Genomic DNA, 13,390 nt, shown 5'->3' on the forward strand with positions numbered 1-13,390 from the left:
CCACCCCGATAGTTAAGTGAAATTCACTGCATGAGGCTCTCTAAACTTTGCATATTCAACGGAGTGCAGGAGATCGGTAGGCGATCATCCCAAAGAGCTCCGGCAATGCCCCAGGAGAGTCCCTCATGCACGTCGTCGTTCTCGGAAGCGGTGTCATCGGCACCACTACTGCCTACTTTCTCGCCCGCGCAGGTGCTCGCGTGACTGTCATAGACCGTCAGAACGGCCCGGCGCTGGAAACCAGCTATGCGAATGCCGGTCAGGTCTCGCCCGGCTATTCCACTCCGTGGGCAGCTCCGGGCATTCCGCTGAAGGCGCTCAAGTGGCTGTTCCAGCGTCATGCGCCGCTCGCCATCCGCGCTGACGGCAGCCTGTTCCAGCTCAAGTGGATGGCCGAAATGCTGAAGAACTGCTCGGCCGACCGTTACGCGGTTAACAAGGAGCGCATGATGCGCCTGTCCGAATACAGCCGCGACGTGCTGCGCGAATTGCGCGCCGACACCGGGCTGCATTACGAAGAGCGCAAGGGCGGCACGCTGCAGCTGTTCCGTACCGAGGCTCAGATGGAGGCGGCGCAGCGCGACATCGCCGTGCTTCGTGAGTGCGGTGTTCCGTTCGAGCTGCTGGAGCGCGACGCCCTTGCCGGCGCCGAGCCCGCGCTGGCGCGTGTGAAGGACAAGCTGGCCGGCGGACTGCGTTTGCCCAACGACGAGACCGGTGACTGTCACCTGTTTACCCGCAGACTTGCCGAGATGGCTGCCAGTCTTGGCGTGGAATTCCGCTACGGGGTGTCGATCGATGAGGTTATTTCCGGCGGCGGTGCGGTGATCGGCGTGCGCTGCGGCGATGAGGTCATTGGTGGCGACCGCTTCGTGCTTGCGTTGGGCAGCTATTCGCGCAAGCTCGCGGCAGGCCTTGGCCTCGACCTGCCGGTGTATCCGGTAAAGGGCTACTCGCTCACGGTGCCGCTCGGCAATGCCGACCTGGCGCCGGTATCGACCGTGCTCGACGAGACTTACAAGGTCGCTGTGACCCGCTTCGACGACCGGATCCGGGTCGGTGGCATGGCCGAGCTCGGCGGCTTCGACCTGCGCCTCAACCCGCATCGGCGCGAAACCCTGGAGCTCGTGGTGAATGATCTCTTCCCCGGCGGCGGCGATGTTGCGAAGGCGGAGTTCTGGACCGGCCTGCGGCCGATGACGCCGGACAGCACGCCGATCGTCGGGTCCACCAGCTTCCCCAACCTGTATCTGTCGACCGGCCACGGCACGCTCGGCTGGACCATGGCCTGCGGCTCCGGCAAGCTCATGGCGGATTTGGTGACCGGTCGCAATCCGGCGATCCGTTGTGATGATCTGGCGCTCGCGCGTTATGGCAAAGTAGCGTCTTCGGGCCGCGCATCGCGTCCCGGCTTCGCACACGCCAAAGAATCCGCATGAGACCAGCCCGCGCCCTCGTCGATCTCGACGCATTGCGTCACAACTACCGCCTCGCCAAGGCGCTGCATGGCGACCGTGCCCTCGCGGTCGTCAAGGCGAATGCCTACGGGCACGGGGCGCTGCGGTGTGCCCGTGTCCTCGAGGGCGAGGCCGACGGCTTCGCGGTGGCGGCGATCGAGGAGGCGATTGCCCTTCGTGATGGTGGTATCACTGCCCCGATCCTGTTGCTGGAGGGCGTCTTCGAAGCGGCCGAACTCGCCGAGGTGGACGCGCGCAACCTGTGGATGGTGGTGCATCACGCCGAGCAGCTTCGCATGCTCGATGGCTACACCCCTAAGAAGCCGTTCAATGTCTGGCTCAAGCTCAACACCGGCATGAACCGCGCCGGCTTCGCGCCTGGGCAGGCTCGCGAACTGCACGATCGGCTGCTTGCCGGCGGAAAGGTCGGGCGGGTCACGTTGATGACCCACTTCGCCCGTGCTGACGAGCCCGACGCGGACGCGACCGAGCAGCAGTTCGCCCGCTTCCAGGCTGGCGCTGCCGGCATCCCGGCCGAGCACAGCATCTGCAATTCGGCCGCGATCCTCGGCTGGCCCGCGGTGCGCGGCAACTGGGCGCGGCCCGGCATCATGCTCTACGGCGCCGACCCGATGCCGCTTGACGGCGGGCAGCTCAAGCCGGTGATGACGCTGGAGAGTCGTGTCATTGCGGTGCGCGAGATCGCCGCCGGCGAGCCACTGGGCTACGGCGCCCGCTTCGTCGCGGAGCGGCCGACCCGTGTCGGGCTCGTTGCAATGGGCTATGCGGACGGGTATCCGCGGGTCGTGCCCTCCGGTACGCCGGTCAGCATCGATGGCAGGCCGAGCCGCATCATCGGCCGGGTCTCGATGGACATGCTCACGGTCGACCTGAGCGCGCTCGACGAAGCCGGGTTCGACAGCCGGGTGGAGTTCTGGGGCGCCGAGGTACCGATCAACGCGGTCGCCGGCGCTGCCGGCACGATCGCCTACGAATTGCTGTGCAACGTGAAGCGCGTGCGGTTCGAGTACCGGGGCAGCTGAAGGGCTTCAGGCCGGACCGGTCGGGATGACCTGTTCGCGGTGCGCTTCCACCGCAAGCCAGCGGCCGAGGATGCGATAGACGTCGAGATCGAATTGTCTGGCTGGTGGATTCGCGACAAGCCTGGCGAACGCCGCCTCGTCCGCGACCGTGCCGAGGTAGCACCATCGATCGATCACGTGGATCTCGACGCAGCCGCTATCCTTGTCCGTTTCGGGAATACCTGCTGGACCCGGCCAGGGCCAGGGTTTGATGCGCAGCGGGGCCAGTGCGGCAGCAAGCCGCTCATCGTGGGCAGTCGGGCTCTCGCGGCCCGCGCAGACGCCATTGCAGCGTTTGGTCTGGCAGGCGGAGCAGGGGCCATCCTGGCCCGGTTCGAGACCGAGTCGCCGTGGGCACAGGCGGTACAGGTGCGCAAACTCCCGCAGGGTGTTGTCGATTTCCCGCTTGTTGCGAAAGGTCCCGTAAAGATTGTCGCCCCAACTCGCCGGATCCTTGCGTGCGAGCTTGACGCGTTCGAAGATCGGCGGCTTGCGGCGATTGGCGACGAGGCGCAGGCCGGTGACCTCGTCGTTGGGCCGCAGCGAGCGGTTGTGCTGGGGTTCGTGCTGCTTGAGCAGTCGCGCTTCGAGCAACTGCGTGCCGAGTTCGCCGGCGCTTGCCACCCATTCAACCCGCCGCACCTGTTGGGCGATGCGCGCATCCTTGCCGTTCTGGTGCTCGCCGGTGAAGTGCGAGCCGACGCGAGAGCGCAGGTTCATGCTCCTGCCGAGATAGAGCGGTACGTCCTTGCCGCCGTTCCCCTCGCCGAAGAAGAGATAGACCCCAGGCTTCGGCGGAATGCCTTCGAGCATACCCTCCGGAAGCCCCGCCGGGCGGGGCGGCATCTTCATCGCCCTCGCCGCGGCATCGCGGACGGTTTCGGGGCTGAACGCAGAACTCGCCTTCTGCAGGAAATCCCACAGGACTTCCGCATCGCCGAGCGCACGATGGCGAGCACTGCAGGTGAGGTCATGACGCTGGATCAGGGCGTCGAGGCCGTGACGATGGTGCTCCGGATAGAGTGCCCGCGAGAGCTTGACGGTACACAACACCTCGGCGTGGTAATCCTCGCCGATCAGTGCGAAGGCATTGCGGACGAAGCCGTAATCGAAGCGCGCGTTGTGCGCCACGAATGTGCAGTCCCCGAGGCGGGCACGAACATCGTCGGCAAGCGCGGCAAAGACGGGGGCATCGGCGACCATCTCGTCGGTGATGCCGATCAGTGTCTGGATGTTGTCGGGAATCGGTCGGCCGGGATTGACCAGACTGGACCACCGCTCGGTCACGCGGCCGTCTTCGACGCGCAGGATAGCGATCTCGGTGATACGGTCACTTACCGGGTTGGCACCGGTCGTTTCGACATCGACGATGGCCAGCGAAGCGGGCAGGGACACTGCCGCACTAGGCCTGGCGTGCCGGTTCGAAGCCTGCCGCCCGGGACGGGTTTTCAGTCACCGGTTTGATAGTAGTAGGCCTTCTGCGGCACTTCCGCTTCGCGATACTGCTTGCTGGTTTCCAGTGTCTGCGGCTTGTCCCACCACAGAGCCCGGCCTTTCGCCTGCTCCGCCGCTTCCTCGGGATGCTTGTCCATCCACTCGCGCATGAATTTGGTGTGTTCGGATTCGTAGATCGCCATGACGCTCTCCGCAAAGGAAAGCGGAATTCTAGCAGTCGCACAGCGCGGAAGATACGGCCCGCGGGTCAGAGACGTTCCATCGCCTCGCGAATGCGGGCAGGCTCATCCATCTTGAGGATGCGCTGGACCTTGGGTGCGATGTCGCCGACGTCGGCACGCAGGATTTCCTGCTTGACCTCCAGAATCTGCGATGGGTGCATCGAGAATTCGCGCAGCCCCATGCCGAGCAGCAGACGCGTGTAGGTGCTGTCACCAGCCAGTTCGCCGCATACCGATATCGGCAAGCCGAAGCGTGCGCAGCTCTGGATGGTGCCGCCGATGAGTTTCAGCACGGCGGGGTGCAGCGGATCGTAGAGATGCGCGACAGCTTCGTCGGTGCGGTCGATGGCGAGGGTGTACTGGATCAGGTCGTTGGTGCCGATCGAGAGAAACTGCAGGCGCCGGATGAACATTCCGAGTGCGAGTGCGGCGGCGGGCACTTCGATCATGCCCCCGATCTCGAGATGTTCGTCATATTTCTGCTTTTTCTCGCGCAGCTGTTCGCGCGCCTGGGCGATCAGACCCAGCGTCTGGTCGATCTCGTGGGCATGGGCCAGCATCGGCACCAGCAACTTGAGCTTGCCGTAATGCGAGGCTCGCAACAGGGCACGCAACTGCGCAAGGAACATCTGCGGTTCGGCGAGCGAGAAGCGGATTGCGCGCAGGCCAAGCGCGGGATTGGGTTCGACCCGGGTGTTGATGCCTTCGAGTGCCTTGTCCGCTCCGATGTCGAGGGTGCGGATGGTGACCGGCTTGCCGGCCATGCCTTTGATGACCTTGCGATAGGCCTCGAACTGTTCTTCTTCGTCGGGCAGGGTCTCGCGGCCCATGAACAGGAATTCCGTGCGATACAGACCGATCCCGTCCGCACCGGCGGCCTTGACCTGGGCGACGTCGGTGGGGAGCTCGATATTGCCGAACAGGCCGATGGCCTCGCTGTCGAGCGTAGCGGAGCGCGCCGTCACCAGACGCTTGAGTTTTGAGCGCTCGAGTTCGAGCTCGGCCTTGCGCAGTTGATACTCTTCGAGCACACGCTCGTCGGGTTCGATGATGACCACGCCGCGGGTGCCGTCGATGATCACCAGTTCGTCGTCCTCGACGAGGTGGCGTATGTGATGCAGCGCCACCACGGCAGGGATGCTCTGACTGCGGGCAACGATGGCGGTGTGGCTGGTCGGCCCGCCGACGTCAGTGACGAAGCCTGCGACATGATGTTCGCGGAAGCCGATCGTGTCGGCCGGCGAGAGATCGTGCGCGACCACGATGGTGCCCAGACCGTCCTTGCGCCGCGGCGGCAAATGGCCGGGACGCCCGAGCAGCACCTTGACCAGGCGTTCCACGACCTGCACCACGTCGGCCTTGCGCTCGCGCAGGTAGGCATCGTCGATCTGCTCGAACTGCTCGACGAGCAGTTCCATCTGTTGCACCAATGCCCACTCGGCGTTGCAGCGACGTTCTTCGATCAACTGCCGTGCGGCGTCCAGCAGCATCGGATCGTCGAGCAGCATGATATGCAGGTCGACGAAGGCGCCGACCTCGCTATGCCCCTGTCCCGAACCGGTCGCTGCCTTGAGACCCGCCAGCTCTCCGCGCACAGTGTCGACCGCGATGCGCAGGCGTTCGAGCTCCTTCTTCAGGTGACGCGGCTGCACATGGTAGTGATTGACTTCGAGCAGCGCATGGGAGACCAGGTGAACATGGCCAATGGCGATGCCGTGCGATACCGGTAATCCGTGCAGAGCGAAAGTCATTGGCGCGTTCCGCGAGTGGTGTCCACGGGAATGTTAGCCGATGCTTGGCATGGTGGCACGCCGGTTGCGCCCCGGATTTACTCTCCCTCGCCGAAATAGTCAGCGATCAGAGCCAGAATCGCCTCGAGCGCTTCATCTTCGTCGGGGCCTTCCGTATCGACGACGATGGTGCTGCCCTTGGCTGCGGCCAGCATCATCACGCCCATGATGCTCTTCGCATTGACCCGGCGGCCATTGCGTTCCAGCATGACTTCGGCCTTGAAGTTGCTCGCAGTCTGGGTCAGTTTGGCCGAGGCGCGGGCATGAAGGCCAAGTTTGTTGATGATTTCGGCATCTGCGCGGGGCATTTTTTCCTCAGGTGATGTGAACCACGCCGTCGCAGGCTCCCGAGACGGCGCGTTGAATCAGGGTTCTGAAATCTTTCTCGCGGTAGGTGAGCGCCCGCAACAGCATTGGCAGATTGACGCCCGAAACGGCCTCGATCCGGTTTTTCTCCAGCAGCTTCATGGCCACGTTCGACGGAGTCGCGCCGAACAGGTCGGTCAGGATCAGCACGCCGTCACCCGAGTCGACCATCTCCTTCATGCGCTGTGCCAGCGGCACCAGGTCAAGCGGATCGTCCTGGGCGGCGATGCCCAGTTGCGCAATCTGCGGCGGACGGCGGTTGAGTACGTGGCAGGCGCACTGGAGCAGCGATTCGCCCAGACTGCCGTGGGTAATCAGCAGGATGCCGATCATCGCCGCCCCCCGTCAGCTGACCGTGCCATCGCCCCTGGTCCGCATGATGCGCACCACTTCGGGAATCCGCCGTATTCCCTTGAGCAGGCGCGCGAGATGGATCCGGTCAGTTACCTGAAGGGTGAACTGGAGGCTGGAGTAGGGCACCTGTTCGGAATCCATGCGCACATGCTGGATGTTCGCGTTGTTCTCGGCGATCGCATTGGCCACCTTGGCCAATACACCGCGCGCGTCGTGGGTAAGGACCCGGATCGAGACATCGAAGTGTCGGCCGTCGGTATGTTCCCACTCCACGTCCACCCAGCGTCCGCGTTCGCCGCGCAGCCGCTGGATGGTCGGGCAGTCATGCACGTGCACCTCGAGACCCTGGCCCTTGCGGATGATGCCGATGATCGGATCTCCGGGGATTGGCTGGCAGCATTTTGCCAGCTGCACCGCGATGCCTTCGCTGCCGCGGATCAGGATGGCGCCGGCAGGCTTGGGCTTGACGACGTCGGGCCGGCCGGTCTCCATGTCCTGGGCCTCGGCCAGACGGCGGGCGACGATGACCGGCAGCCGCTTGCCGAGGCCGATGTCGGTGAAGATTTCCTTGCGGTTGCGCACGCCGCGGTCGCGCAGGAAGCGGTCCCAGGCGAATATGCTGATCTGCCCAAGCGTCAGCCCGTGGGGCCGCAAAGCCTGATTGAGCAGGCGCTCGCCGAGTGCGGACGATTCTTCCTGCTGGACGTTCTTGAGGAAGTGGCGGATCTGGGCACGGGCCTTGCCGGTACGCACATAGGACAGCCAGGCGGGATTCGGGCTGGCATGCGCGGCGGTGATGATTTCCACCTGGTCGCCGTTGCGCAGTTCGGTCCGCAATGGCATGAGTTCCGCATTGATGCGGCAGGCCACGCAGCGATTGCCGACATCGGTGTGTACTGCGTAGGCAAAATCAACCGATGTCGAGCCGCGTGGCATCGAGAAAATCTTTCCCTTGGGCGAGAAAACATAGACTTCCCCCGGGAAAAGATCGATCTTGACGTGCTCGAGAAACTCCGCGGAGTCTCCGCTCGCGTTCTGCAACTCCAGGAGCGACTGCAGCCACGAGGTGGTCTTGTGCTGGAGTTCGGAGAGGGTCTTCTCGTCTTCCTTGTAGAGCCAGTGCGAGGCCACGCCGGTTTCGGCAATGTGGTGCATCTCGTGGGTGCGGATCTGGACTTCCACCGGTGTGCCGAACGGTCCGATCAGGGTGGTATGGAGCGACTGGTAGCCGTTGCCCTTGGGTATCGCGATGTAGTCCTTGAACTTGCCGGGCACCGGTTTGTAGAGGCCATGCAGCGCACCGAGGGCGAGATAGCAGGTGGCGGTGTCGGTGACGATCACCCTGAAGCCGTAGATGTCGAGGACCTGCGAGAAGGACAGACGCTTTTCCAGCATCTTGCGGTAGATGCCGTACAGATGCTTTTCGCGGCCCTGGATCTCAGCCGCGATGCCCCATTGCGGAAGCCGTTCCTCGATCGCGGCAAGGACCTTGCTGACCACCTCGCGGCGGTTGCCGCGGGCGGCGCGGATGGCCTTGGCAAGTACCCGGTAGCGCATCGGATACTTGTGCATGAAGGACAGTTCCTGCAGCTCGCGGTAGAGCGCGTTGAGGCCCAGGCGGTTGGCGATCGGCGCGTAGATCTCGAGCGTCTCGCTGGCGATGCGGCGCTGCTTGGAGGGGCGCACATAGTCGAGCGTGCGCATGTTGTGCAGGCGATCGGCCAGCTTGATGAGGATCACGCGCAGATCGCTGGCCATCGCCAGCAGCATCTTGCGGAAGTTTTCGGCTTGCGCTTCTTCCTGGCTGCGGAACTCGATCTTGTCGAGCTTGGAGAGGCCGTCGACAAGTTCGGCGGTGACCTTGCCGAAGCGATCGGCGATTTCCTGCTTGGCGACGGTGGTGTCTTCCATCACGTCGTGCAGCAGTGCCGCGGTCAGCGCCTGAGCGTCGAGGCGCCAGCCGGCGACCAGTTCGGTTACCGCTACCGGATGGGTGATGTAGGGTTCGCCACTGATGCGGAACTGGCCGCTGTGGGCCTGGGCGGCGAAATGATAGGCCGCCTCGACCCTGCCGACGTCTTCGGGTCGGAGGTATTCCGAGATCGTCTTCTTGAGTCGCTCGAAATCGAGCGAAAGAACACTGGATCGTGGTGTTTCGATCAGAACTTCGGGAACGGTGGAGCTGCTGCCGGCCATGTCCACTCCTCCGTCCCCCCGCGGGGATCAGGCCTGGCCGCGGTTGAGCATTTCCAGTCCGACCTTGCCGGCGGCGATCTCGCGCAACGCGACGACGGTCGGTTTGTCCTTGTCGGACTTGTCGATCTCGAGTTGCGGCGTCGCGCCGACCGTCAATTGACGGGCGCGGTAGGTGGCCACGAGGGTCAACTGGAAACGGTTGGGGATACGTTCGAGGCAGTCCTCGACGGTGATGCGGGCCATGGTTCAGTCCTGTTCTAGATAATCGAAATAACCTGGATGTCGCGCCCGTTGCTTGGTGTAGCGCAGGCGCGAGGCACGCACGACAGACACCAGATCGTCGAGCGCGACGTGTAATTCGTTGTTGATTATAACGTAGTCGAATTCGCCTACATGACGCATCTCGCTTCGCGCGCCAAGCATTCGCCGCGCAATCGTCGATTCGCTGTCGGTGCCGCGCCCGACCAGCCTGTTCTCCAGCTCTTCCATCGAAGGGGGCATGATGAATACCCCGACCGCCTGCGGGAACACCTTGCGCACCTGCTGCGCGCCTTGCCAGTCGATCTCGAGCAGGATGTCGTGATCCTTCTCGATCTGTTCCTTGATCCACACCTTCGAGGTCGCGTAGTAGTTGCCGTGGACCTCGGCCCACTCGAGAAATTCGCCCGCGTCGCGCAGTGCCTTGAAGGTCTGCACGTCCACGAAATGATAATCACCGCCGTCGCGCTCGCCGGCACGCGGCACGCGGGTGGTGTAGGAAATCGACAGCCGCACCTGGTGGTCGCGCCGAAGCAGGCTGCGCACCAGGGTAGTCTTGCCGGCGCCCGACGGGGCGGTGATGATGAACAGGGTTCCGGACACGGGATGGCTCCGCAGGGCCCCGGCGAGTGGCCGGGCGGGGGTTATTCGATGTTTTGCACCTGCTCGCGCATTTGCTCGATCAGCAGCTTGAACTCCATGGCGATACCGGTGAGTTCTGACGAGAAGGATTTCGAGCCGAGGGTATTTGCCTCACGGTTGAGTTCCTGCATGAGGAAATCCAGCCGTTTCCCGGAAGCGCCGCCGGACGACAGGATGCGTTCGACCTCGTCGAGGTGGGTGTTGAGGCGCGCCAACTCCTCCGCAACGTCGACCCGCTGGGCAAAGACCGCGACTTCCTGGCGGATCCGATCCTCATCCAGCCCCGCCATCGCTTCTCTCAGGCGGGTCGCCAGCTTTTCCTGGTGCTCACTCACCTGACGTGGAATGATCGGTGCAGCATGGGCTACCAGCTCGCGCATCCTGGCAACCCGCTCGAGGATCACCGCGGCCAGCTTTTCGCCTTCGCGGCGACGCGTTGCGAGCATGTCCTGGATGGCGGCCTGGGCGATTTCGAGCAGGGCCGGCTGCATTTCGTCGAAGCCGATGCTGTCGTCGGAGAGCATGCCGGGCCAGCGCAGCACCTCGGCGACCGACAAGGGCGCGGCTTCCGGCAGGCTGGTCCGAACCGTCGCCTGCGCACGCTCCAGTTGACCCAGCAAGCCGGTGTTCAGCGAAAGATCACGCGGCGCCGAGGTGTTGACCTGCAGGTTGAGGCGACATTCGACCTTGCCGCGATTGAGTTTTGCGCCGATCAGTTCGCGCAGCCTGGGTTCGATCTGGCGCAGGTCTTCGGCGACGCGGAAGATCAGGTCGAGGTAACGAGAATTGACACTTCGTAGCTCGAGATGGAGAGTGATGGGGCCGAGGTCGCGGCTCTGAACCGCGAAGCCGGTCATGCTGTGGATCATGGTGTATTCCCGTAAAGCCGCGGTATCGCGCTTTACAGCGCCGGTTGCAAACAAGACAATGCCGCGGAAACGCGAATCTTAGCGCCCCTGCCGATGGCCTCTCAAGCGAATTACCCCCTGCCCTCCGGCTTCGCGCTGGAGCATTACCGTATCGAGCGGCAACTTTCGCTTGGGGGATTTTCCATTGTCTATCTCGCCTACGACGAGGATGGCACGCCGGTGGCCATCAAGGAATATCTGCCGAACTCGCTGGCCTTGCGCAAGGAGGGCGAGATAACGCCGACGATTCCGAGTGACAGTCAGGCGGCCTTCCGCTACGGCATGAAGTGCTTTTTCGAGGAGGGGCGCTCGCTTGCGCGGCTGATGCACCCCAACGTCGTGAGGGTGCTCAACTTCTTCCGCGCAAACGGTACGGTGTACATGGTGATGCAGTTCGAACGCGGCCGCACCATGCATGACTACATCCAGAAGCACAAGGGCGACATCAGCGAGAGATTCCTGCGCGGGGTGTTCACTCGCATGCTCAACGGTCTGCGGGAAGTGCACGCCCACAAGTTGCTGCATCTGGACATCAAGCCTTCGAACATTTACCTGCGTACCGACGGTACGCCGGTATTGCTCGACTTCGGGGCGGCCCGGCAGACGCTGGTCTCAGACCAGCCGATTCTCAAGCCGATGTACACCCCCGGGTTTGCGTCGCCAGAGCAGCTGAATGGTCGAGAGGGCCTGGGGCCGTGGAGCGATATCTACAGTGTCGGGGCCAGTCTCTTTGCATGCCTGGCCGGCGCGGCACCACTGCGGGCCGACCAGCGGACCCGGAAGGACGAGTTGATCCCGGCAGAGAAACAGTTCGCCGGGCGCTACAGCCGGCAGTTGCTGCAGACCGTGGATTGGTGTCTGCACCTTGACCATCTGAAGCGGCCGCAGAGCGTCTATGCGCTGCAAAAGGCCCTCGCGCGACGCTTTGGCGACGATCCGGTGCCCGCATCCTGGTTCACCGACTGGTCGAGCCGCCTACGTACATTCATCGGACGCCAATGAAATTCACCATCTTTCAGGAAAGCCGGGTCGGACAGCGACGTACCAATCAGGACCGGGTCGCATATTGCTACTCGCGCGAGGCTCTGCTCATGATCCTTGCCGATGGCATGGGCGGGCATCTGCATGGCGAGGTTGCAGCGCAGATCGCGGTGCAGTTCGTGACCCAGTCGTTCCAGCGCGAAGCCAAGCCCAGCCTGCCGGACGTCGTGCTGTTCCTGTCGCGCGTGCTGTCGAGCGCCCATCATGCGATCCTCGATTACGCCTTTGACAAGAATCTGCCCGATGCGCCGCGCACCACGGTGGTCGCCTGCATCGTCCAGGATAGCCAGGCCTACTGGGCGCACGCGGGTGACTCGCGTCTCTACCTGTTCCGCCGGGGCGGGGTCGCCGCGCAGACGCGCGATCACTCGCGGGTGCAGATGATGATGGACCAGGGCCTGCTCGACGCGGAGAGTGCCGCCAAGCATCCCGGTCGCAACCGTATCTACAGCTGCCTCGGCGGCAGTCATTCACCGCAGATCGAGTTCTCCAAGCGCACCCCGCTGCACAAGGGGGACGTGATCGCGATGTGTTCCGACGGCGTGTGGGGCCCGATCCAGACCGACGTGCTGTCGCGCGGGCTATCCGGCCCCAACCTGATGCAGGCGGTGCCGCGGGTCATGGACATTGCCGAGGAAAAGGCCGGCACGACCTGCGACAATCTCTCGCTGATCGCCATGCACTGGGACGAGGACTTTGCCGAGGATTCCGCGGAAACGGTTTCCACCCAGACCATGGCGCTCGGCTCGTTTACCACCCAGATGGAAGGCTTTGCGCGCACCCGGCCCCAGGGCGTACCGGGCGTTGAAGAGCTCTCGGACGACGAGATCGAGCGTGCGATCCAGGAGATCAACTCCGCCATCCAGAAATTCTCGAAGTAGGAAGAACAATGAGACCCAGTCACAGACGTCCGGACGAGATGCGCCCGGTGCGCATCACCCGCGGTTTCACCCGACATGCGGAAGGTTCGGTGCTGATCGAATTCGGCGATACCCGGGTGCTGTGCACCGCCAGTGTGGAGGAGTCGGTGCCGGGCTTCCTGCGCGGCAAGGGGCAGGGCTGGCTGACCGCCGAGTACGGTATGCTGCCGCGCTCGACTCACACCCGCAGCGCCCGCGAGGCGGCTCGCGGCAAGCAAAGCGGCCGTACCCAGGAGATCCAGCGGCTGATCGGCCGCAGTCTGCGTGCGGTGGTCGATCTCGAGAAGCTCGGGGAGCGTCAGGTCATCATCGACTGCGATGTGCTGCAGGCCGACGGCGGTACCCGTACTGCGTCGATCACGGGGGCCTGCGTGGCCGTCGCCGATGCGTTGAACGGGCTGGTCGCACGCGGTCTGCTGGCCGCCAGCCCAATGAACGACTTCGTCGCCGCGGTGTCAGTGGGCATGTATGAGGGCGTTCCGGTTCTCGATCTCGACTATCCCGAGGATTCGGGCTGCGAGACCGACATGAACGTGGTCATGACCGGCTCGGGTGGTTTCGTCGAAGTGCAGGGCACTGCCGAGGGCAAGCCTTTCCGTCGCGACGAGCTCGACTGCCTGCTCCAACTCGCGTCGAACGGGATCGCTCACCTGGTCGGTCTGCAGCGCGAGGCCCTGAAAGACTGAAGCTTCTTTCCCGG

General features: G+C 63.8%; 14 protein-coding genes. 5 read left to right on the forward strand and 9 right to left on the reverse strand.

Going from position 1 to position 13,390, the window contains the following annotated elements; all coding sequences use genetic code 11:
• The first annotated feature begins 125 nt into the window (after positions 1-125).
• Together GQB03_RS11285 and alr are read left to right on the forward strand one after the other, a co-directional pair.
• The gene (locus GQB03_RS11285; RefSeq protein WP_159688972.1) at positions 126-1,439 is read left to right on the forward strand and encodes a D-amino acid dehydrogenase; all 1,314 of its coding nucleotides are present in this window, start codon (positions 126-128) and stop codon (positions 1,437-1,439) included.
• Positions 1,436-2,500 carry an alanine racemase gene (gene alr / locus GQB03_RS11290; RefSeq protein ID WP_159688975.1) on the forward strand — a complete coding sequence of 355 codons (1,065 nt, stop codon included), beginning with the start codon at positions 1,436-1,438 and terminating at the stop codon, positions 2,498-2,500. The genes GQB03_RS11285 and alr overlap by 4 nt, the downstream gene beginning before the upstream one ends.
• A 6-nt stretch (positions 2,501-2,506) precedes the next feature.
• On the opposite strand, the gene GQB03_RS11295 is transcribed toward alr, so the two are convergent.
• From GQB03_RS11295 to GQB03_RS11335, 9 genes are all read right to left on the reverse strand, one after another.
• The gene (locus GQB03_RS11295; RefSeq protein WP_159688978.1) at positions 2,507-3,934 is read right to left on the reverse strand and encodes an exonuclease domain-containing protein; all 1,428 of its coding nucleotides are present in this window, start codon (positions 3,932-3,934) and stop codon (positions 2,507-2,509) included.
• A 53-nt stretch (positions 3,935-3,987) separates the two neighbouring features.
• Positions 3,988-4,176 (reverse strand): DUF3460 family protein, encoded by a 189-nt coding sequence (locus tag GQB03_RS11300; protein WP_159688980.1) that lies wholly within the window; start codon positions 4,174-4,176, stop codon positions 3,988-3,990.
• 65 nt (positions 4,177-4,241) lie between these two features.
• A complete protein-coding gene (gene ptsP / locus GQB03_RS11305) occupies positions 4,242-5,966 on the reverse strand; it encodes a phosphoenolpyruvate--protein phosphotransferase (RefSeq protein WP_159688983.1) in 1,725 nt (574 codons plus the stop codon).
• Positions 5,967-6,043: 77 nt separating this feature from the next.
• Entirely contained in the window at positions 6,044-6,313 is a 270-nt protein-coding gene (locus tag GQB03_RS11310) for an HPr family phosphocarrier protein (RefSeq protein ID WP_159688986.1), read from the reverse strand.
• Positions 6,314-6,320: 7 nt separating this feature from the next.
• Positions 6,321-6,704, reverse strand: a complete 384-nt coding sequence (locus GQB03_RS11315) for a PTS sugar transporter subunit IIA (protein ID WP_159688988.1) — start codon at positions 6,702-6,704, stop codon at positions 6,321-6,323.
• 12 nt (positions 6,705-6,716) lie between these two features.
• The gene (locus GQB03_RS11320) at positions 6,717-8,921 is read right to left on the reverse strand and encodes a RelA/SpoT family protein (RefSeq protein WP_159688991.1); all 2,205 of its coding nucleotides are present in this window, start codon (positions 8,919-8,921) and stop codon (positions 6,717-6,719) included.
• 27 nt (positions 8,922-8,948) lie between these two features.
• Complete coding sequence (rpoZ, locus tag GQB03_RS11325; protein WP_159688994.1) at positions 8,949-9,164, reverse strand: DNA-directed RNA polymerase subunit omega; 216 nt, start codon at positions 9,162-9,164, stop codon at positions 8,949-8,951.
• A gap of 3 nt (positions 9,165-9,167) precedes the next feature.
• On the reverse strand, positions 9,168-9,782 hold the full coding sequence (gene gmk / locus GQB03_RS11330) for a guanylate kinase (RefSeq protein ID WP_159688996.1): 615 nt from the start codon (positions 9,780-9,782) through the stop codon (positions 9,168-9,170).
• 41 nt (positions 9,783-9,823) lie between these two features.
• Entirely contained in the window at positions 9,824-10,690 is an 867-nt protein-coding gene (locus tag GQB03_RS11335) for a YicC/YloC family endoribonuclease (protein ID WP_159688999.1), read from the reverse strand.
• 93 nt (positions 10,691-10,783) lie between these two features.
• On the opposite strand from GQB03_RS11335, the gene GQB03_RS11340 reads away from it, so the two are divergent.
• Genes GQB03_RS11340 through rph form a run of 3 tightly spaced genes read left to right on the forward strand, consistent with a single transcriptional unit; the run spans position 10,784 to position 13,376 of the window.
• Positions 10,784-11,731 (forward strand): serine/threonine protein kinase, encoded by a 948-nt coding sequence (locus GQB03_RS11340; protein ID WP_159689002.1) that lies wholly within the window; start codon positions 10,784-10,786, stop codon positions 11,729-11,731.
• The gene (locus GQB03_RS11345; RefSeq protein ID WP_159689005.1) at positions 11,728-12,651 is read left to right on the forward strand and encodes a PP2C family protein-serine/threonine phosphatase; all 924 of its coding nucleotides are present in this window, start codon (positions 11,728-11,730) and stop codon (positions 12,649-12,651) included. Before GQB03_RS11340 ends, GQB03_RS11345 begins: the two co-directional genes overlap by 4 nt.
• A gap of 8 nt (positions 12,652-12,659) precedes the next feature.
• Positions 12,660-13,376: a ribonuclease PH gene (rph, locus tag GQB03_RS11350; protein ID WP_159689008.1), complete on the forward strand. Its 717-nt coding sequence runs from the start codon at positions 12,660-12,662 to the stop codon at positions 13,374-13,376.
• The last annotated feature ends 14 nt before the right edge of the window (positions 13,377-13,390 follow it).

This window comes from Cognatazoarcus halotolerans, from assembly GCF_009800965.1.
Lineage (GTDB): Bacteria > Pseudomonadota > Gammaproteobacteria > Burkholderiales > Rhodocyclaceae > Cognatazoarcus > Cognatazoarcus halotolerans.